Origin of the sequence: Kitasatospora hibisci, assembly GCF_043950205.1 — a bacterium.
GTDB classification, from domain to species: Bacteria; Actinomycetota; Actinomycetes; order Streptomycetales; family Streptomycetaceae; genus Kitasatospora; species Kitasatospora hibisci.
The window spans coordinates 6,260,665-6,279,706 of sequence record NZ_CP171642.1 but is presented as its reverse complement, the minus strand read 5'-3'; the positions used below and the strand labels follow the sequence as shown (position 1 = coordinate 6,279,706).

Below are 19,042 nucleotides of genomic sequence, written 5' to 3'. Positions count from 1 at the left end.
TCCGATTCTAGGGTCGGAGACGTCAGCACCACCGTCCCCGGTGGGCGGCCCGGGGTGAGGGCTGCCCGGAGAAGGAGCTACCCGCCATGAGCACGTTCGTACTGGTCCCCGGACTCTGGCTCGGCGCATGGGCCTGGGACGAGGTCGCCGAGCCGCTGCGCGCCGCCGGGCACACCGTCCACGCCGTGAGCCTCACCGGCGTCGCGGAGCGGTCCGGCGAGGCCGGGCCCGAGGTCGGCGTGGAACGGCACATCACCGATCTGACCGACCTGATGACCCGCGAGGACCTCTGGGACGTCGTCCTGGTCGCGCACAGCGGCGGGGCCGTCCCGGTGACCGGCGCCGCCGACCGGATGCCCGAGCGGATCCGGCGCGTCGTCTACGTCGACAGCGGCCCGATCCCCGACGGCGTCGCGCTGGCCGACCTCTGGGAGCCCGGGTACCGGGCGCAGATGGAGGCGTCGGTGGTGGACGGCCACAGGCTGCCGCTGCCCTCGTTCGAGGACTTCGTCGCAGCCGGCACCAGCATCGACGGCATGGACGGGGCCGCACGGGCCCGGTTCCGCGAGCGGGCGACCGCGCACCCGCTGGCGGCCGTGACCGAACCGCTGCGGCTGACCGGCGCCGGGCAGACGCTGCCGAAGGCCCTGGTCTCGTGCTCCTTCCCGCTGGAGCAGGTGCGGGCCATGATCGCCGCCGGGCACCCGTACTTCGCCGCGCTGGGCGGCCCGGAGTGGGAGCTGCGCGAGCTGGCCACCGGGCACTGGCCGATGTTCTCCCGACCGGGCGACACCGCGGCGGTGCTGGCGGAGATCGGGGAGCTGCCGCAGCGGTGAGGCCGTTCCGTCCGTGCTCCGGCGGTTGACCGTCCGTGCACTCGTCCGCGTGTTCGGCTGCGCGGACGGGCACGGACGGCGCAGGATGGGCACGGCGCCGGCCGGCCTCCCCGGCGGCGCCGAACCCGTGCCGATCCCGACCGACTGCGAGGGCGAGTCCGCCATGAGCCAGACCCCGACCGGCCCGGACGCCGACGAGGCGCCCACCGGAGCCGCGGCTGCGCCGGCGTTCCGACGGGTCACCACCGCTGTCGTGACCGGCAGTTGCGCCGACGCCCCGTACCACGTGGAGGTGAAGGCGGGCACCCACCCGCTGACCGCCGACGAACCGGTGCGGCGCGGCGGTTCGGACGGCGGACCGGAACCGTTCGCGCTGCTGTTCGCCTCGCTCGGCTCCTGCACGGCGATCACCCTGCGGATGTACGCGGAGCGCAAGGAGTGGCCGCTGGAATCCGTCCGGGTCAGGCTCGGCTACGAGTCGGACGGACGCAACGGCCGCATCGCCCGCCGGGTCGCCCTCACCGGTGTGCTCGACGACGGCCAGCGCGCCCGGCTGCTCGACATCTGCGAACGCACGCCCGTCACCCTCGCGCTGCGTGCCGGGGTGGCCATCGACACGACGGAGGACCGCGCATGACGACCGCGCCCGAGGAGTACGACGTCATCGTGGTGGGCGCCGGGCCCACCGGGGAGAACGTGGCCGACCGGACCGCCGCCGCAGGGCTGCGGACGGTGATCGTGGAGAGCGAACTGGTCGGCGGCGAGTGCTCGTACTGGGCCTGCATGCCGAGCAAGGCGCTGCTCCGCCCGGCGGCCGCACTCGCCGGTGCCCGCGGGGTGGCCGGCTCCCGTGAGGCCGTCGGCGGCGCCCTCGACCCGGCCGCCGTGCTGGCCCGGCGCGACTCCTTCACCTCGCACTGGCGGGACGACGGCCAGGTGAAGTGGCTGCGCGACACCGGCATCGAACTGGTCCGCGGCCACGGCCGGCTGGCGGGCGAGCGGAAGGTCACGGTCGAGGGCGAGGACGGCGGCGAGCGGCTGCTCACCGCCCGGTACGCGGTCGCGGTCTGCACCGGCAGCCGCCCGGTGCTGCCGCCGGACGTGCCCGGCCTCGCCGAGGCCCGCCCGTGGACCAACCGGGAGGCGACCGGCTCGCCCGCCGTCCCCGGCCGGCTGGCCGTCGTCGGCGGCGGGGTGGTCGGGGTCGAGATGGCCACCGCCTGGCGGGCGCTCGGCAGCGAGGTCGTGCTGCTGGTGCGCGGCGAGGGCCTGCTCCCCCGGATGGAGCCGTTCGCGGGCGAGCTGGTGACCGAGGGGCTGCGGGCGGCCGGCGTGGACGTGCGGTTCGGCGTCGCGGTCACCGCGGTCGAGCGGGTGGACGGCGGCGGTGAAGTCACCCTGGTGCTGGCGGACGGCGAGCGGCTGGCCGCCGACGAGGTGCTGTACGCGACCGGCCGGGCCCCGCGCACCGCGGACGTCGGGCTGGAGCAGGTCGGGCTGAAGCCCGGCGGCTGGCTGGACGTGGACGACAGCTGCACCGTGCTCGGCGTCGACGGCGAGTGGCTGTACGCCGCCGGGGACGTCAACCACCGGGCGCTGCTCACCCACCAGGGGAAGTACCAGGCTCGGATCACCGGCGCCGCGATCGTGGCGCGCGCCCAGCGGCGCCTGCTGGACACCGCGCGCTGGGGCGCGCACGCCGCGTCCGCCGACAGCGCCGGGGCACCGCAGGTGGTCTTCACCGAGCCGGAGGTGGCGGCCGTCGGCCTGACGCTGGACGCCGCCGAGCGGGCCGGGCTGCGGGTCAGGGCGGTCGACCACGACCTGGGCGCCGTCGCCGGTGCCTCGCTCTACGGCGACGACTACCGGGGGAAGGCCCGGGTGGTCCTCGACCTGGACCGGCAGGTGCTGGTCGGCGCATCGTTCGTCGGCCCCGGGGTCGCCGAACTGCTGCACTCCGCCACCGTCGCGGTGGTCGGCGAGGTGCCGATCGACCGCCTCTGGCACGCGGTGCCCGCCTACCCGACGATCAGCGAGGTCTGGCTGCGGCTGCTGGAGGGCTGCCGGGGCTGAGCGGGCGGGCCGGGCCGGGCACGTGGCGCGGAGACAATCCGCCGTAGCCGGCCCGGCGGCCGGTCCCGCGGACACCGGCGCGGCGAGATGTGCCCTCCGTGGGACGGCGGGAGACTGTCCGGTGGAGGGGGGTGTCCCGGGGGGCCGTCTTCGCCGACCAGGTGGTGTGTCGCATGACCGAGGTGCTGTTGGCCGTCGGAACCGAGAAGGGCCTCTTTCTCGGCCGCAGTCGCGACCGACTGAGCTGGGAGTTCAGCGGGCCGCACTTCCCGATGAACGCGATCTACTCCCTTTCCGTCGACCGCCGGGAGGGCAGGGTCCGGCTGCTGGTCGGCGCGGACAGCAGCCACTGGGGGCCGTCGGTATGGCGCTCCGACGACCTCGGGGCGACCTGGTTCGAGCCGCCCGAGCCGGCCGTCCGCTTCCCGGAGCACACCGGCGCCTCGCTCACCCGGGTCTGGCAGCTGCAGCCCGCCGGGCCCGAGGCTCCCGGTGTGGTCTACGCCGGCACTGAGCCGGCCGCGCTCTTCCGCTCGACGGACGGCGGCGAGACCTTCGAGCTGGTCGAATCCCTCTGGAACCACCCGCAGCGCTCGGAGTGGGGTGCCGGCTACGGCGGCCAGGGCCTGCACACCGTCCTCACCGACGTCCGCGATCCCGAGCGGCTGGTGGTCGCGGTCTCCAGCGGCGGCGTCTACCGCAGCAAGGACGGCGGGGCCAGCTGGGAGCCATCCAACCGAGGACTGCGGGCGGAGTTCCTCCCCGAGGAGGGCCAGTACCCCGAGTTCGGCCAGTGCGTGCACAAGATCGCCCGTGACGCCGTCAACCTCGACCGGCTCTACCTGCAGAACCACGGCGGCGTAAGTGGTGCGGTTTTCTTATGTCTTGCTGTCTCGCATCTGATCCAGCCAATCTATCCATAAGGAAGTGCACCTGACCTTGTCTCAGCTAGGGTCAGGGAGTGCTCCTCTTCTCTTTCTCCCGCCGCGGCTGGGAGTCCTGGGGTCTGCCCTCACCACCCCACATCCCCGAAGGTATGCCGGTCCTCATTGATGAAGACCTCCACTTCGAGGACGCCAACGGCCCCCGCCCCACCACCGTCATCAACCGGTGGCTCCGCGACCTTCCCAGCAACGGCGCGCACAGCCCCGAGACCTGGAACAACTACGCCTCCATGGTCAAGGCATGGGCCGAACACCTCACGGCGCTGGGCATCCGTCTGTTCGCCGACCGTGACTCGCTCAAGGACGGCCTTGCCCTGTACGCCCAGCACCGGCTATCGGGCCCCCTCGACGCCCGACTCGCTCCCGGAAGCTGGAACTTGCACGTCAAGACGGTCGCCGCGTTCTACAACTGGGCTGCTGCTAACGGGCATTGCGACGCGATCCCGTTCAACTACGCAGCCCGCACCGTGCTGCGCCCGGACGGGACGTTGATGGAGGCCCATCGCAACCTCGCCACTGTGCGCGGGGCACTTCCGCACGCCTCCCGCAAGTACCTGGAGACGGACTACCGGGAGCTCCTGGTGAACGCCCTCGCCGGCCTCACCCCGGACGGAGAGGTGGACACCCGGTACCGGGGCCGCCAGACCGGCCGCAACGCCGCCGGCGTCCGACTCGCCCTCTCGACGGGGCTTCGCCGCAAGGAATGGCGGTACCTGACGGTGTGGGAGATCCCCGCGCTGCCGAAGCGGCCGACACGAGTTCCCGTCCCGGTGCCGCTCGCACCACCCACCACCAAGGGCGGTCGGGGGCGCCAGACCTGGATCGACTACGACGACCTGGTGGCGGTTCGGGACTACATCGAACTGGAACGGGCCGCGTACACCGACGGATCGCGATGGAGGCCCGAGGAGCCGCTGTGGGTGGAGAACCCCAACCATGTCGGCGCGCACATCAACGGGAGGTTCCGCCGCTGGCACCTCCTCACCCCGGCTGAACGGCTCCGCCTCGTCGCGCCCGAAGGTGGATGCGCACTGTTCGCCGTCCAGCAGGACGGCAGCCCCTTCCTCGACTGGGCAACAGTCCTACGCCGAGCGTCCGAGCGCATCCGGGAGAGCTGGGAGCCGGCGTTTCCGCACGTCCATCCCCACATGACCAGGCATACCTTTGCCATGGCGACCCTCGAACGGCTCGTCAGGGGCTACTACCAGCAGGCCGCACGGCTGGTCATCGACACCAACTCCGACGATGCCATGGCCCTGTACCTGACCAAGGCCGATCCTCTGCTGGTCCTACGCGACCTGTTGGGCCACGCCAGCGTCGCGGTCACTCAGGTGTACCTGCACATGATCGACACCCTTCGGGTCTTCCACGAGGCGTACGAGAACGCCACCCCCGATCCGGCCGTCCACCGGGCCGCCGCCGCTGAGTTCGAGGATGACACCGACTGATGCCCGCTCATCTGGACACCGCTCCGCTGGCGGTGCACTTCACTCTTCCGCGGGGCCAGACATTCACTGCCGACCTGTCCGGTCTCCCCAGGCCACGACTGGCAACGGACCTGGCTCAAGCACTCGTTGCGGCAACACACCCCGTAGGGCCTATCGCCACGAAGGACACCGCTCGGGCAGCCTCTACCGTGCTGCGTCGGATGGCACGCGACCTCGCCGACCACGAGGAGGTAGCCGCTCTGCCCCCGGCCGCCGTCCTCCAGTTCTGGCTGTCCAGCGACTACTACACCGAGCGGTACTCCCGGATCATCCTCAACGGCTGGCGGGAGTCCGGCGGGCATCTCCACCCCTCCATCGTTGATCACCTCGACGGCCGGAACGTCAACCAGAAGCCTCGCCAGTCCAACAGCCTGCGGCCCTACAGCGACCAAGAGTGGCGGCAGCTCGTCCGCTCCTGCACCACCACTATCGCCGCAGCACGGAAGACCCATCGGGAGACACTGGAGGCCGCCACTCAGGGCCAGGCGCCCATCGCGTCCTGGCTCCTGGACAACGGCCCGGCCAGCAACCGCGTCATACAGGAGAACATCAGCGGAATCTGGCGCGAAGGGCCACGCCTGACGGCCATCAGGTCCGCGCTCTACCCGGACAACGACGTTGTGTTCGCCTACACCATGCTTCTGGCTCTGCGGAGCGGCATCGTCTCGGACGGCATCAAGACCCTCACCGTCGGCAACTACACCCGCACCGGCCCTCATACGGCCATGCTGCGGTACTACAAGGGCCGCACCGCCGAAGAAGCTCTGAACCTGCCCCGTGCCGCGGTCCGGGTGCTCGATCAGTGGTTGGAGCATTCCCGGCCCCTGCGGGAGCACGCCGGCACCCTGACCGAGAGCATGTGGATCTACGCCTCTCAACAGGAGGGAATCCGAACCACCAGCCTCAACGGCCACCAGCGCACGCGCTGGGCGAACCTTCATGACCTACGGGCCGACGACGGCACGCCCCTGACGGTGGACTTCCGGCGCATCCGGGCCACCTACCACAACCGGCGAGACCGCTCCGCCTGGACGGGACGGGCGACCATCGACCCCAACCACAGCGCCCGCATCGAAGGCGACCACTACCTGTCCCATCACACTCCAGCGGAACAGGCGGCCCTGGAGACAGTCATCCTCGATGCCCAGAGCGACATCCGGCGCAAGGCCGAACCGCCCGTCATCGTCACGCACGATGATGCAAAGCAATTCGCGGCGGAATTCCCGCGCCTCGCCCAGGAAGCCGAGCTGAACGTTGATGTCATCAGGCGCATCCTGACCGGTGAACAGGACGTCTTCGTCGCCGCCTGCGCATCCCCTCTGAACAGCCCTTACGCGCCAGCGGGAACGCTGTGCCCGGCCCGCCCGTGGGTGTGTCTGCTGTGTCCGCTCGCCACGTTCACCCCGCGCCACCTCACCGCGCTTCTTCGGCTCAAGGAATTCTTCTCCCGGCAGGCGGCTCAAATGACGATGCAGCAATTCATCACCGTCTTCGGACCATACGCTGATCGGCTGGACAACGACGTTCTGCCGAAATTCGACGTCCGCCTGATCGACGCCGCCGGCCGGCTCCTCGCGACCACGCCCATGACCATCGAGGAGTCCCAGTGACCACCCTGGCCGTCGGCACCAGCGGACCAGCCACCAGCCCGTTCATCGGCTTGGACCTGGCCGAAGCCCTCGGTCTACGGATGGCTTCAGGCTCAGCCCGGCCCAGGTTCGACCAGGACGTGTGGGACTTCTCCGGCATGATCGACGCCCCCGCCTACATGACGCCGGGCGACAAGATCGCCGACTTCCGGCCCATCACCAATCCTCTGTGGCGGACAGTCGCCCGCACCTACCTGGCTGCCCGGCTGCTGCCACGTCACCCCTCCGTCGCCACTCTCCCGCACGCCTACCGCACGCCGCTGTCGGTGAAGTCGATCAGCACGGCCCTTGGCTACGTCATCCGCTGGTTGAACTACCTCACCGACCAGGGTGTCACCAGCCTGACCCAGGTCCACCAGCACCACTGCGACACGTTCCTGAGCGAGGTCTCCACCAGTCGGCTCAGCCCCGGAACACCGGTCCACTTGCTGACCGTCACCGCCAACGTCGCCGCCGCTCAGGCCCTCGTCCCGTACTCCGCGATCCTGCCCGACGCCTACCCGAAAGGCTTCCAGCCCTGGGGGCAGCAGTCCGCCACCAGTATCGCCGGCTACCGCAAACCCGATGCCAACAGCACACCGGTCGTCCCGGACGAGATGTTGCGGCCGCTCCTCGCGAACTGCCTCTATCTGATCGACACCATCGGCCCCCACCTGGCAACCGAGGCGACCAAGGCCCGCGCAGCCAAGGGAAGCATCAAGCTCGCCGGGGGATATCACCTCAACCAGGCCCAGCTGCGGCACCTCGTCGCCGATATCGAGGATCGCCGGGCTGGCGGCCAGCCCGCACCGGAGGCATACCTCACCTCCGTCAACCGCCGCCGGAATCAGGGCTGGAGCGAGGACGACCTGCTGTTGCACGTCTCCCTGATCCAGGTCCTTGTCAACGCAGGGCTGAAACGGAACCTTTCCCCGGCCCAGCGCGACCAGCTCCGCCCGCTTCTGGAGGACTGGGTCCGGGAGTGCGGCATCGAGAAGCCCTGGTGCCGTGATTCGCCCCTGGTGCCGTGTATGACCGGCGAGGGCCGAATCCCGTGGTCGGAGCCGGTGGGGATCTTCGCCCTGAAAACCATGATCCGGGTCGTCATCGGGGCCGCCTACGTCCTGACCTCCGCCTTGTCCGGGATGCGGCACAGTGAGTTGGTGGAGATCGCCGCCGGGAGCCGCGTCCGGGAGGAGCCCACGGCCTCCCTCGTCCGGTACCGGGTCAACTCTCGCCTGATCAAGCACCGGGACCTGGGCGGAGTCCCGGAATCCTGGGTCGTCATCGAGGACGTCTACCGTGCCCTCGGCATCGCCGAACAGGTCGCGGGGGCTAAGCTCGGCCAACTTCTCTTCACAGGAGCCCACTTCACCAGCGGCGATGAAACCGACATTCGCCGTTGGATGAACGGCCCCGCCGGTCAGCGCCTCGGTCTGGAGCCCGTCCCCGATGGCCCACTCCACGCCACAGCTCTCCGGCGCACACTGTCCCGGGCCATCGCCCAGCGCCCCCATGGGCTCCTCGCCGGCAAGTGGCACCTCAAGCACGTCTCCGTGACGACCACCGAGGGCTACGCTGCCCGCCCCGGCGGCCACCAGGCACGCTTCCTGACCGAGGTCCGGGCGGAGGAGGAAACCGAGCACCTTCGGCTCACCGCGGCCGCGTACGAGGACTACCGGCGCGGTGTCAGGCCGTCCGGCAACGGGGCCAGAGAACTCCTCGCGGTGTTCCAGCACGCCGACGCGGCGTTGGACGGCCACCGCCCCGGGGACGCCCGCGTGATCGACGACCGCCGAGTGGAAGCCCTGCTCAAGGCCCGCGCGAAGACCCTCCACATCGGCGTCGCGAACTACTGCTGGTTCACCGACCCCGCCAAAGCCCTGTGCCTGTCCATGGCCGGAACCCCCGACGCGCGAGAGCCGCTGATCGGCATGTGCGACTCCGCTCGCTGCGGACAGGCCACCCACCACCCCCACCACCGGGCGATGTGGGCCGACCACGTCGAACAGACCCGGGCGGTGTTCCTCGGCAACCCCCGTATCTCCCCGATCGAACGCGCCCGTGCCCAGGAGATCCACGACCGCGCCATGCGCATCGTCCAGGCCATCGACAGCGCCCAGGAGACCACCAGTGACCAGTGACCGTGTTGCGAAGGCCGAGAAGGCCCTGCGGGAAGCAATGGACCGTCTCCTGGCCGGGGACGTTCCCGACGGATTGAAATGCGACGTGAAGTCCCTCGCCCTCCTGTCCGGGGTGCCGCGACCGACGCTGTACCGGACGTACCCCCACGTCAAGGAGGAGTTTGAGCAGCGACTGGCCAGGACCCGCGAGACCACCGGGGAGCCCGACCCGCGCGAGGCCCGCATCGAACGGCTCAAGGCTGAGCAGATCCGGCTGAAGACGCAGAACAGCAGCCTCCGGCAGCAGGTTGCCGAGCACGCCGAGTTCAAGACCGCCGCGCTGTCCCAGATCGCCGCTCTCTACGACGCCCTCCAACAACACCGGGCCGATGCCAGCACTGTCCCGCTGCTGAGGCCGGTGCGGTAGCTGATGCAGTTAGGCCGAGCCACCATCGACAGGCCGGAGGACGGGGCGGTGCCCCTTTCCGCCCGACTCCAAAAACGGCGACGGCTCGTCTCTCGGTCTGCAAGAGACGAGCCGCGCCGCAGAGCCTGGCGGAGAGCCGTTCAGGTGGTAATCAACTTCCTTACGGAGTCGGTCACTTCGGGCAGCTCGTCAGCCGCTGCCCACTGGTGGGCGTCGTGCTCGGTGAGGATCACCGGCTCCGCCTTCTCCACGGTCGCGGAGAAGTTGAACTGCCGAGTGGTGGTACCGCGGCTGTTCTGGTAGTCGAAGTGGCCGATGTAGCCGGTGATCTCGCTGATGGTGAGTCCGGTCTCCTCGGCGGTCTCGCGGTACACGGCGTCGAGGATGCTCTCGCCGGCCTCGACGGTGCCGGAGGGGATCTCCCAGAGGCCACCCATGTAGTCATCCGGGTTGCGGCGGACGAACAGGGTGCGGCCATCGTGGTTGATCACGGCGGCGGCGACGAAGCCGGTGATGCCGGCGGCTTCGGCGTCGGCCGCCAGGCCGGCCACGAACTCGGGGGAGGTGATGGTCACAGCAGCTCCTTGTGATGGTCGCTGATCTTGGTGGCCGCGCGGACGTACTGCTCGGACACTTCCAGATCCTGCTCACGATGCCAGACCGGGAGCTTGATCGTGTGGGCGTGTGCGTGTTCGGCGACGGGGAAGTCCCCCGGCCTGTACCGGCGGTGGGAGTGTGGGTGGCCGGGGAACAGCATGCTGGGCTGCTGATACAGCGGCAGCTGGTTCATGGGGCAGGTGGAGCCGGGACGGTCGAACTCGGTGGCGCCCTCCGCGATCAGCGCCTGGTGGAACCGCTCGATCGGCAGGCCGCCGATCTCGTCCGGCCGGTAGGTGACCGTCAACCCGTACCAGGACGGGATCACCCCATCGGGCATCTCGGTGACCTCCAGGCCGGGTATCCGCGCCAGCTGGCCGGTGAGGTACCGGGCGATCTCCGCCCTGCCGGCGAGGTAGCTGTCGAGGCGGGCGAGCTGGTCGTGGGCGATGGCGGCGGCGAGGGGGTGGATGCGGAGCTTGAGGCCGGCCCCGGTGACCGCGTACCGCGCGAGCGGATGGCCTTCCGGGATCTCGGTCTTGGCCCGCTTGTTGTAGTGCGCGAGTGTGATGACCCGGTGGTAGATGTCGTCGTCGTCCGTGAGGACGAAGCCGCCCTCGCCGCCGGACAGCGGCTTGGGGCCGTTGAGGGAGAAGGCCGAGGCGAGGCCGAACGTCCCGACCTTCCGCCCGGCGATGCTGGCGCCGTGGGCGTGGGAGCCGTCCTCCAGCACCGCCAGGTCGTGGGCGTTCGCCACAGCGACGAGGTCGGCCATGTCGGCGGGCTTACCCCACAGGTGGGTGACCATGACCGCCCGGGTGCGGGGGGTGATCAGCTCCTTGATCCGGTTCGGGTCGATGTTGCCGTCCGGCCTGGTCTCGCACAGCACCGGCACGGCGCGGAGGTGGAACAGCGGGGAGGCGGTGGCGTGGAAGGTCCAGGCCGGGACGATGACCTCGTCGCCGGGCTTGATCCGCGCGGCCCAGTAGGTGGCGTGCAGGGCGGCGGTGCCGGAGCTGGTGGTGATCGCGCGCCGGACGCCGAAGTAGTCCTGCAGGCCGTCCTCCAGCTCGGCGACGATGCCGGACCGGCCGGGGATGGAGATGGACTTCTCCAGCTGGGCGGCGACCTTGGCGCGGGTGGTGTCGTCGATCGGCGGCCAGCTGAAGTGCGGGCCAGCGGCGGTGACGGCGGGCTTGCCGCCGAGCAGGGCGAGCGTGCTGGTCACAGCATCTCCTTCGGGTCGATGTAGCGCCCCGCTGCCTTGGACTGGTAGCAGGAGGCGATGAACGCGGCGTGCGCGAGGTGCTGGTCGGGCCCGGAGGTGTTGGGCCGCTCGCCATCCAGGACCCGGCAGAAGTAGTCGATCTGCGCGGTCGCCGCCGAGGCCGGGGCGTGGGGGCGAGTCAGCTCCTCCACCACGACGCCGCGCAGGTCGAGGCGCTGGACCGTGCCCTTGGTCAGCAGCACCGAGCCGCGGGTGCCGACCACGTGCAGGCGCTCGGTCTTCGGAGCCACCCACCTCGACAGCAGCACCGAGCCGTACAGGTCGCTGTCGTAGCCGAGCTGGATGACGGCGGTGTCCTCCGCGTCGTAGCCGCCGCCGGGGACGGCGGTGGTGGAGAACTCGGCGATGACCCGGCTGGGCAGGCCGAAGTACCACAGCAGCAGGTCGATGAGGTGGTAGCCCATGTCGATGATGCAGCCGCCGCCGGCCTGCCGGATGTCCCCACGCCAGCCGCCGCCGGGGTCGTCGGTGTGGAAGGTGTACTGGCCGTCGATCAGGAACGGGGTGCCGATCTGATCCAGCAGCCCGGCGACGCTCGCGTGGATCGGGTTGAAGCGCCGCTGGAGGGTGACCATCAGCTCGACCTGCCCGGCCTGGCAGACCTGGGCGAGATCCCGGGCCTCCCACACGGAGGTGGCGAACGGCTTCTCCTTGAGGACGTGGACGCCCCGGGTGGCGCACTCCTGGACGACCTCCCGGCCGGCGTGGTGCGGGACGGCGACGACCACGAAGTCCGGGGCCACGGCGTCCAGCAGCTCACCGGCGCGGGTGAATCCCGGGACCTGGAGCTGTTCCTGCCGCTGCCGCAGGGTGTCGGGGTTGCTGTCGCAGATCGCGACGAGCTCGGCCCTGCTGGAGCCGAGCAGACCGGGCAGGTGGTCCTCAACCGCCTGGTGTCCGAGGCCGATGATCGCAGCACGTCGTTTCATGCGCGGACTCCTTCCGCTTCGCGAAGGAACTTGTCGGTGCACGACGAGTAGAGCCCAACTCACGGTCACCAGCCAGGCGTTGTCTGTAGTCCCGGGGTTGTCCCGCCATCGCGGGCAGTAGGCTCACCGTCACCGTCGATGATGGGATTGGCCCCGTGGACGACCAGATCCGGCACCCCCTCGCGTACGCCCGCGCGCTTCGCGGCTGGTCGCAGAACGACCTGGTGGCACGCATCCACCACGCCGCCCGGCACCGCCCTGAGGGCCTTCGCTCCGGCACCGACAAGGCCGCCGTCAGCAAGTGGGAGAACTGGAAGAAGACACCGAGCTTCGAGTCCCAACTGCTGATCGCCGATGCCTTCGGCATACCGATCGCCGACCTGGAGGCATGCGAGTGGCCACACTGGCTTCCCGGCCAGGAACAGCCGGTGCAACTTGGATCGACATTCACCGTTCAAGCACTTCGAGATGCACAGAGAGCCGCCATGGACCAGCGCCGCCGCACCTTCATGACCTTCAGCGCGCTCGCGCTGGCCGGGCTCTCCGTCCAGTGGGCCACCCTCGAACCCGACCGGCTCACCACCGCCCTGAACGGCAAGCGCGTCGACGCCGACCTGGTCGACTGGCTGGAGGACACCAGCGCCAGGCTGAGCGCTCTGCCCACAGACCAGCTCCAGCACACCGCGAAGCTGATGGACACCCAGCTGGACACGGTGACCGACCTGCTGGAGCACGGCCGCTACACCGAAGCCGTCGGCCGGCGGCTCCACCTGCTGGCCGCCTCCCTGGCCAGCGCCTGCGGCTGGCGCCGCTTCGACCAGGGCCACCACTTCGCGGCGGGCAAGCTCTGGAGCGCGGCCCTTGCCAACGCGCACGCCGCCCGCGACCGCGACCTCGGCGCTGGCATTCTCTCCGACTTCGCCTACCAGTCGATCTGGCTTACCCACCCCGACGCCGCCGTCGAACCACTTAGCCAGGCCCTTATCCACACCCGGCACCCCACCGCCAGGTCCCTGCTCCACCTCCGCCGGGCCCGCGCACACGCCGCCCTCGGCGCCGCGGCTGACTGTCACCGGGACCTCGCCGCCGCCGAGACCGCCCTACTGACCGACACCCCCGGTCCGGCACCGGCCTGGTGCCGGTGGATGAGTACGGCGGACCTGGCCGTCGACTCCGGCCAGTGCATGCTCGATCTCGGCCGCACCGACGAAGCCCACGCCCGGATCGACGAGGGCATGAGCCTGCTGCCGCGCTCCCGCGACAAGACCCGCGGGATCTTCCTGACCTACGAGGCCCGCAGCCTTCTGCAGGCCCGTGAGGTCGAACAGGCCCTCGCTGTCACGAACCAGTCCCTCGACCTCGCCACCCGGATCGGCGCCGAACGGTGCATCACCCTGGTCCGCGAACTCGCCCCAGCGTTCAAGCCCTACCGGCAGATCGACGGCGTCGCCGACCTCATGGACCGCCTCAGGACCACTCCACTCCCCCCGTAGCCCTTCGATCCGCTCGTCCTTCAGCGGATCAGGCTGAAGGACGAATGAGACACGAACGTGCCGAGATACCGGTTCCGGGTTGGCATGGGGGTTGTGGTGATCACCCGATCCGACATCACAGACATGTCTCACGCAAGCCTTTGCGGCGTCTACCGCAGCGACGACGCCGGCGCGAGCTGGCAGTTCGTCGCCGACGGCCTGCCCGCCGACTTCGGTTTCGCCGTGGCCACCCACCCGCGGCAGGCCGACACCGCCTACCTCTTCCCGCTCGGCGGCGCCGGCGACAGGATCCCGCCGGACCGCCGCTGCCGGATCTACCGCACCGAGGACGGCGGCGGGAGCTGGACCCCGCTCGCCAAGGGGCTCCCCGGCGGGGACCACTACGGCGTGGTGCTGCGCGACGCCCTGCGCACCGACGACGCCGCCCCGGCCGGCATCTACTTCGGCAACCGCAACGGCGAGGTCTACGGCAGTCCGGACGAGGGCGAGAGCTGGTCGCTGCTGGCCTCCCACCTGCCGGACGTCCTCTGCGTCCGGGCCGCGGTGATCGCCTGACGGTACGCTGCACCTCCTCCTGACCGGGCGGCTGCCGGTCGGGCCGGCCCTCGTCGCCGGCGGGCAGGGCCTCGTCCTCGGCCCGGGAGACCACCGCCGGCCACGCTGCCGGCGACCGGGGCGCGGAGGCGGCGCGGGCCCGGGAGCGGGGCGGTCGGCGCCGGCGCTCCGGTCCCGCGCCGCGACCCCTTCCCGGGAAAGCGGACCGGCTGGTCAGAGCCGGTGTGTAGGCTCGCTGACATGGTGAGGGTGACGCGGGACGACGTGGCACGGGCGGCGGGGACGTCGACCGCCGTGGTGAGCTATGTGATCAACAACGGGCCGCGCCCGGTCGCGGCCGCCACGCGGGCACGCGTCCTGGCCGCGGTCGAGGAGCTCGGCTACCGCCCGAACCGGGTCGCCCAGGCGATGGCGCGCCGCCGCACCAACCTGATCGGCATGGTCGTGCCGGACGCGCGACAGCCGTTCTTCGCCGGCCTGGCGCACATGGTCGAGCAGGCGGCCGCCGAACGCGGGCGGCTGCTCCTGATCGGCAACTCCGACTACGCCGACGAACGGGAGGCGCACTACATCCGGGCGTTCCTCGGCATGCAGGTGGACGGCCTGATCCTGGTCACCCAGGACCCGTCCGTCCCCGGGGTGGCCGGCGTCGAGGCCGCGGACGGCACGCCCGTCGTCCTGCTGCACCACCGGGCGGAGACCGAGTCGGGGGTGGCCGTCGTCGCGGACGACGAGGGCGGGGCGCGCGAGGCCGTGCGCCACCTGCTGGAGCACGGGCACGCCGAGGTGCACTGCTTCGGCGGCACCGCCGCGCTCAGCCCCAACGACCCGGTCACCGGCCGCACGGCGGGGTGGGCCGCCGCCCTCGCCGACGCCGGCATCCCCACCGAGGGCCGGCTGACGCACGCGCCCTTCGACCGTGTCCACGCCCACGCCGAGGCGCTCAGGCTGCTGGCCCGCCCGGACCGGCCGTCGGCCGTGTTCTGCGCGACGGACGACCAGGCGATCGGCCTGCTCCGGGCCGCCGACGACCTCGGGATCCGCGTCCCGCAGGACCTCGCGGTGGCCGCGTTCGACGACATCGCGGAGGCCGTCATCGCCGGGCCGCCGCTGACCACCGTCGCCACTGCGCAGGTCGAGATGGCCCGGGCCGCCGTCGACCTGGTCCTCAAGGCCAGGGACGAGGAGGGCCCCGTACCGGTGGGCGCCCGCACCTTCCCCGCCCACCTCGTGGTCCGCCGTTCCTGCGGCTGCGGCTGACGACTCCTGCGGCTGCGGCCGACGACGCACCTCGGCACCGTCCGACGGCCTGGACGCCGCCCTCGGCCCCCGGCCGCCGCCCGGGGGGCGGCCTCGACGCCCCCCTACCGGCCGCCCGGTCAGCGGAGTTCGTCGGCGAGGAGATCCATCAGGAGGTTGTCGTGCCCCGAGCGGCCGGGGGCCACCGGCGGGCGAGCCCCCGCCCGCCCGGCGGGGTGCGGGTCAGGCGGTCTCGACGGGCAGTCCGGCGCCGGTCCAGTCCTCGATGCCCTCGCGGTACTTGCGGACATCGGTGTAGCCGAGCGCGACGAGCCGGTCGGCGACCTGGCCGCTGTTGGGGCAGGCCGGGTTGGAGCAGTAGGTGACGATCGCGGCGTCGCGGTCCGGGAGCAGGGCGGGTGCCAGCCGGTCGACGTCGGCCCGCACCAGCGCGACGGCGCCGGGCAGGTGCTGCTGGGCGTAGTACTCGCCCCCGAGCGCGTCGACGACGGTCACGGAACCCGCCTCGATCGCCGCCGCCAGTTCGTCCCGGGTGATGAGCGTGGTCATGACGCTGCCTCCTGAGGCATTGATTCGGACTATAGTCCGGTTATGGCTCAGGACAATAACGGACCGCGGTCCGCTTATGCAATCCCCCCGGCGGGCGGCGAGGCGGTGCCGCTGGAACTGCTGCGCACCCCGCCGCCCAGCGAACGGGCGGATGCCGCGCGCAACCGGGCGGCCGTGCTGGAGGCCGCCGCCCGACTGTTCGCCGAGCACGGGGTGGAGGCGGTCTCGATGGACCAGGTGGCGGCCGCGGCCGGAGTCGGCAAGGGCACGCTCTTCCGCCGCTTCGGCGACAAGGCGGGCCTGGGCGTGGCGCTGCTCGACGCCCGCGAGCGCACGCTCCAGGAGGCGGTCCTGCGCGGGCCCGCCCCTCTCGGGCCGGGTGGGGACGCGAGCGGTGCGGCGGGCCGGCCGGCGGACCGGGCCACGCCGCCCGAGCGGCTGGCCGCGTTCGTGAACGCCTACCTGGACTACCTGCTGGAGCACCTGGACCTGGTGCGGATGTCCGAGACGGCCAGCCGGGGTGCGCGCTACCGGGTGGGCGCGTACCGGTTCTGGCACCGACACACGGCGATCCTGCTCGCCGCGGCCGGCGCGGCCGACCCCGATCACGACGCCCACGCACTGCTGGCGGCGCTCGCGGCCGAGCACGTGGCGGCCCTGCTGCCGGAGCTGGGCGAGGAGCGGATCCGGGCGGGGGCGATCGCGCTCGCCGGCCGGCTCGCACGGTAGGGCCCGTCGGGCCGCGCGTACTGCACAGGCCGGGGAGCGGCCCGGCCCGCGTAGCACGCCGGCCCCGGGAGTCGCGCTCCCGGGGCCGCAGCAGGGACGGTGCCGGCCCGTCAGGCGTGCACCGGCCGCACGCACCGGACCCCGCCGGGCGGCTCCAGGCCGGACGCCGCGGCCGGTTCCACAGCCGGCTCCAGCTGGAACGTCGCGTGCGCGATGCCGAAGTGGTCGGCGGCGCAGCCGCGGAGGCGGGCGAGCAGGCCGGCCGGATCTCCGTCCGCGACCACATGGGCGGTGAGGACGGGCATACCGGAAGTGATCGTCCAGGCGTGCAGGTCGTGGACGTCGCGGACGCCGCCCTCGGCGACGAGGTGACTCCGCAGTTCGGCGAGGTCGACGCCCTCGGGAGCGGCCTCCAGCAGGACGCGCAGGGCGTCCCGGCCGAGCAGGTAGGCACGGGGCAGGATCATCACGCCGATCAGGAGCGAGGCGATCGGGTCCGCGTACTGCCAGCCGGTGAGCTGGATGACGATCGCGGCCGCGATCGCCGCGACCGAGCCGAGGGCGTCGCCGAGCACCTCCAGGTAGGCACCGCGCAGGTTGAGGCTGTGGTCCTTGCCGCCGCGCAGCAGGGCGACGCCGACGAGGTTGGCGGCGAGGCCGATCAGGGCGACGGCCAGCATCAACCCGCCCTGCACCTCGACCGGCCGGCCGAAACGCTGGACCGCCCGGGAGGCCACCCAGGCGAAGACGCCGACCAGCAGGACCGCGTTGACCAGCGCGGCCAGGATCTCCAGCCGGTAATGGCCGAAGGTGCGGCGCAGAGTGGGCGGGCGCTGCGCGACCTGCACCGCGAGCAGGGCGAGGGTGACGCCGGAGAGGTCGGTCAGCATGTGCCCGGAGTCGGCGAGCAGGGCGAGGCTGCCGGAGAGCAGGCCGCCGATCACCTGGAGGACGAGGACGCCGCCGGTGACGGCGACGGTCAGCAGCATCCGGCGACGGTAGGCGCCGCTGACCGTGGCGGCGGCCGGGGCGGCACGGTCGGCGCCCATGTCAGTACTCCTCCCGGGCGGGGTCTTCGGGGGCGGGGGCGGCCACCGGATCGGGCGGCAGCACCGCGGCGAGCAGGGTCCGCAGGGCGTGGGCGAGGCGGTCGTCCATCAGGTGGTAGCGCGTCCGGCGCCCCTCGGGCACGGTGCGGACCAGGCCGCAGTCGCGCAGACAGGCGAGGTGGTTGGAGACGTTCGCCCTGGTCAGGCCGAGCTCCTCGGCCAGGTCGGCCGGGTAGTGCGGGGCGTCGAGCAGGGCGAGCAGGATGCGGCGCCGGCTGGTGTCGGCGAGGGCCCTGCCGACCCGTTCCATGGCCGCCTCCCGCGCCTCGGCGGGGAGGTGCGGGTTCCGGGTGGTCTCGGCGGTCGGTTCCATGGGTCAATAGTACAGCTGAAGCTGAATTCAGCATGGAGTGAACAGGCGACCGGGGAAGTCGCGAGCCCGGCCCCACGGGTCGGGCGCAGTCGGGCGGGCCGGCCCGCTCCGGTGGCCTGCCGGGAAGTCCGCCGGAAGAATTTCGGCGCGGCTGTCGATCCGGCCGCCACCCGTTCGACGCAGGGGTGAGAGGCGGGGAGAGGCCCCGCCTCCGGACCGAGGAGTCACCATGCCGCGCTTCATGTCGCTGATCCGCATCGACGAGCAGAACGCCCCCGACATCCGGGCGGCGGACCCGGGGTTCGAGCAGCGGATGGGCGCACTGTTCGAGGAGATCACCAAGGCGGGGGTCATGCTGGACACCGCCGGCCTGCTGCCCACCTCCGAGGGCACCCGGATCACCTGGGAGGGCGGGAAGCTGAGCTTCACCGACGGCCCGTTCACCGAGACCAAGGAGGTCGTCGGCGGCTACGCCATCATGCAGTGCAAGGACATGGCCGAGGCGGTGGAGTGGACCAAGCGGTTCCTGCAGACCCACCCGGAGAGCTGGAAGGTCGGCGCCGAGCTGCGCCAGATCGACGGGGCCGCCACCCCGCCGGAGGCCTGAGCGGCCCGGCCCGCGGAACGCCGCCGCACGGGCCGAACCGTCCCGGCCGTTCCCGAACCGCCCGAAACCGCCTGAAGCCGTCGGACCCCGTTGAC

At 71.6% G+C, this 19,042-nt stretch carries 17 protein-coding genes and 2 pseudogenes; 13 read left to right on the top strand and 6 right to left on the bottom strand.

Annotated features, from left to right (window positions below; translation table 11 throughout):
• Nucleotides 1-86 precede the first annotated feature (86 nt).
• The 8 genes and pseudogenes from ACF9IK_RS27520 to ACF9IK_RS27485 all read left to right on the top strand — a co-directional run bounded on the left by ACF9IK_RS27520 (nt 87) and on the right by ACF9IK_RS27485 (nt 9,518).
• Nucleotides 87-836 carry an alpha/beta fold hydrolase gene (locus ACF9IK_RS27520; protein WP_395296781.1) on the top strand — a complete coding sequence of 250 codons (750 nt, stop codon included), beginning with the start codon at nt 87-89 and terminating at the stop codon, nt 834-836.
• 25 nt (nt 837-861) lie between these two features.
• Complete coding sequence (locus ACF9IK_RS27515; RefSeq protein ID WP_395296780.1) at nt 862-1,473, top strand: OsmC family protein; 612 nt, start codon at nt 862-864, stop codon at nt 1,471-1,473.
• Nucleotides 1,470-2,909, top strand: coding sequence for a dihydrolipoyl dehydrogenase family protein (locus ACF9IK_RS27510; RefSeq protein WP_395296779.1), 1,440 nt, complete (start codon nt 1,470-1,472; stop codon nt 2,907-2,909). Before ACF9IK_RS27515 ends, ACF9IK_RS27510 begins: the two co-directional genes overlap by 4 nt.
• Before the next feature lie 173 nt (nt 2,910-3,082).
• Nucleotides 3,083-3,772, top strand: a pseudogene (locus ACF9IK_RS27505) (WD40/YVTN/BNR-like repeat-containing protein); the annotation flags it as partial.
• Nucleotides 3,773-3,870: 98 nt separating this feature from the next.
• The gene (locus ACF9IK_RS27500) at nt 3,871-5,301 is read left to right on the top strand and encodes a tyrosine-type recombinase/integrase (protein WP_395296778.1); all 1,431 of its coding nucleotides are present in this window, start codon (nt 3,871-3,873) and stop codon (nt 5,299-5,301) included.
• Nucleotides 5,302-5,501: 200 nt separating this feature from the next.
• On the top strand, nt 5,502-6,950 hold the full coding sequence (locus tag ACF9IK_RS27495) for a hypothetical protein (RefSeq protein WP_395296777.1): 1,449 nt from the start codon (nt 5,502-5,504) through the stop codon (nt 6,948-6,950).
• The gene (locus tag ACF9IK_RS27490) at nt 6,947-9,112 is read left to right on the top strand and encodes an integrase (protein WP_395296776.1); all 2,166 of its coding nucleotides are present in this window, start codon (nt 6,947-6,949) and stop codon (nt 9,110-9,112) included. Before ACF9IK_RS27495 ends, ACF9IK_RS27490 begins: the two co-directional genes overlap by 4 nt.
• Complete coding sequence (locus ACF9IK_RS27485) at nt 9,102-9,518, top strand: hypothetical protein (protein WP_395296775.1); 417 nt, start codon at nt 9,102-9,104, stop codon at nt 9,516-9,518. The genes ACF9IK_RS27490 and ACF9IK_RS27485 overlap by 11 nt, the downstream gene beginning before the upstream one ends.
• A 140-nt stretch (nt 9,519-9,658) precedes the next feature.
• Here ACF9IK_RS27485 and ACF9IK_RS27480 read toward each other — a convergent pair whose 3' ends face one another.
• The 3 genes from ACF9IK_RS27480 to ACF9IK_RS27470 are packed head-to-tail and all read right to left on the bottom strand — an operon-like array spanning nt 9,659 to nt 12,332.
• The gene (locus ACF9IK_RS27480) at nt 9,659-10,093 is read right to left on the bottom strand and encodes an NUDIX hydrolase (protein ID WP_395296774.1); all 435 of its coding nucleotides are present in this window, start codon (nt 10,091-10,093) and stop codon (nt 9,659-9,661) included.
• A complete protein-coding gene (locus tag ACF9IK_RS27475) occupies nt 10,090-11,343 on the bottom strand; it encodes a DegT/DnrJ/EryC1/StrS family aminotransferase (RefSeq protein WP_395296773.1) in 1,254 nt (417 codons plus the stop codon). Before ACF9IK_RS27475 ends, ACF9IK_RS27480 begins: the two co-directional genes overlap by 4 nt.
• A complete protein-coding gene (locus tag ACF9IK_RS27470; RefSeq protein ID WP_395296772.1) occupies nt 11,340-12,332 on the bottom strand; it encodes a Gfo/Idh/MocA family protein in 993 nt (330 codons plus the stop codon). The genes ACF9IK_RS27475 and ACF9IK_RS27470 overlap by 4 nt, the downstream gene beginning before the upstream one ends.
• A gap of 155 nt (nt 12,333-12,487) precedes the next feature.
• On the opposite strand from ACF9IK_RS27470, the gene ACF9IK_RS27465 reads away from it, so the two are divergent.
• From ACF9IK_RS27465 to ACF9IK_RS27455, 3 genes and pseudogenes are all read left to right on the top strand, one after another.
• Complete coding sequence (locus tag ACF9IK_RS27465) at nt 12,488-13,825, top strand: XRE family transcriptional regulator (RefSeq protein ID WP_395296771.1); 1,338 nt, start codon at nt 12,488-12,490, stop codon at nt 13,823-13,825.
• Between the two features lie 144 nt (nt 13,826-13,969).
• Nucleotides 13,970-14,380, top strand: a pseudogene (locus tag ACF9IK_RS27460) (WD40/YVTN/BNR-like repeat-containing protein); the annotation flags it as partial.
• A gap of 240 nt (nt 14,381-14,620) precedes the next feature.
• On the top strand, nt 14,621-15,640 hold the full coding sequence (locus ACF9IK_RS27455) for a LacI family DNA-binding transcriptional regulator (RefSeq protein WP_395296770.1): 1,020 nt from the start codon (nt 14,621-14,623) through the stop codon (nt 15,638-15,640).
• 222 nt (nt 15,641-15,862) lie between these two features.
• Here ACF9IK_RS27455 and ACF9IK_RS27450 read toward each other — a convergent pair whose 3' ends face one another.
• Nucleotides 15,863-16,189, bottom strand: a complete 327-nt coding sequence (locus ACF9IK_RS27450; RefSeq protein WP_395296769.1) for a rhodanese-like domain-containing protein — start codon at nt 16,187-16,189, stop codon at nt 15,863-15,865.
• Nucleotides 16,190-16,231: 42 nt separating this feature from the next.
• Between ACF9IK_RS27450 and ACF9IK_RS27445 the strand changes: the two genes are divergently transcribed.
• Nucleotides 16,232-16,918 carry a TetR/AcrR family transcriptional regulator gene (locus ACF9IK_RS27445; RefSeq protein ID WP_395296768.1) on the top strand — a complete coding sequence of 229 codons (687 nt, stop codon included), beginning with the start codon at nt 16,232-16,234 and terminating at the stop codon, nt 16,916-16,918.
• Between the two features lie 110 nt (nt 16,919-17,028).
• On the opposite strand, the gene ACF9IK_RS27440 is transcribed toward ACF9IK_RS27445, so the two are convergent.
• Nucleotides 17,029-17,967: a cation diffusion facilitator family transporter gene (locus ACF9IK_RS27440; RefSeq protein ID WP_395296767.1), complete on the bottom strand. Its 939-nt coding sequence runs from the start codon at nt 17,965-17,967 to the stop codon at nt 17,029-17,031.
• Between the two features lies 1 nt (nt 17,968).
• Nucleotides 17,969-18,277 carry an ArsR/SmtB family transcription factor gene (locus tag ACF9IK_RS27435; protein WP_395298699.1) on the bottom strand — a complete coding sequence of 103 codons (309 nt, stop codon included), beginning with the start codon at nt 18,275-18,277 and terminating at the stop codon, nt 17,969-17,971.
• Nucleotides 18,278-18,569: 292 nt separating this feature from the next.
• On the opposite strand from ACF9IK_RS27435, the gene ACF9IK_RS27430 reads away from it, so the two are divergent.
• Nucleotides 18,570-18,947: a YciI family protein gene (locus ACF9IK_RS27430; RefSeq protein WP_395296766.1), complete on the top strand. Its 378-nt coding sequence runs from the start codon at nt 18,570-18,572 to the stop codon at nt 18,945-18,947.
• The last annotated feature ends 95 nt before the right edge of the window (nt 18,948-19,042 follow it).

What these genes read in the sequence shown, in the direction of transcription:
- ACF9IK_RS27520 (WP_395296781.1), top strand. Translation starts at nt 87, where the DNA reads ATGAGCACGTTCGTACTGGTCCCCGGACTCTGGCTCGGCGCATGGGCC.
- ACF9IK_RS27510 (WP_395296779.1), top strand. Translation starts at nt 1,470, where the DNA reads ATGACGACCGCGCCCGAGGAGTACGACGTCATCGTGGTGGGCGCCGGG.
- ACF9IK_RS27495 (WP_395296777.1), top strand. Translation starts at nt 5,502, where the DNA reads ATGGCACGCGACCTCGCCGACCACGAGGAGGTAGCCGCTCTGCCCCCG.
- ACF9IK_RS27470 (WP_395296772.1), bottom strand. Translation starts at nt 12,332, where the DNA reads ATGAAACGACGTGCTGCGATCATCGGCCTCGGACACCAGGCGGTTGAG.
- ACF9IK_RS27455 (WP_395296770.1), top strand. Translation starts at nt 14,621, where the DNA reads ATGGTGAGGGTGACGCGGGACGACGTGGCACGGGCGGCGGGGACGTCG.
- ACF9IK_RS27450 (WP_395296769.1), bottom strand. Translation starts at nt 16,189, where the DNA reads ATGACCACGCTCATCACCCGGGACGAACTGGCGGCGGCGATCGAGGCG.
- ACF9IK_RS27445 (WP_395296768.1), top strand. Translation starts at nt 16,232, where the DNA reads ATGGCTCAGGACAATAACGGACCGCGGTCCGCTTATGCAATCCCCCCG.
- ACF9IK_RS27440 (WP_395296767.1), bottom strand. Translation starts at nt 17,967, where the DNA reads ATGGGCGCCGACCGTGCCGCCCCGGCCGCCGCCACGGTCAGCGGCGCC.
- ACF9IK_RS27435 (WP_395298699.1), bottom strand. Translation starts at nt 18,277, where the DNA reads ATGGAACGGGTCGGCAGGGCCCTCGCCGACACCAGCCGGCGCCGCATC.
- ACF9IK_RS27430 (WP_395296766.1), top strand. Translation starts at nt 18,570, where the DNA reads ATGCCGCGCTTCATGTCGCTGATCCGCATCGACGAGCAGAACGCCCCC.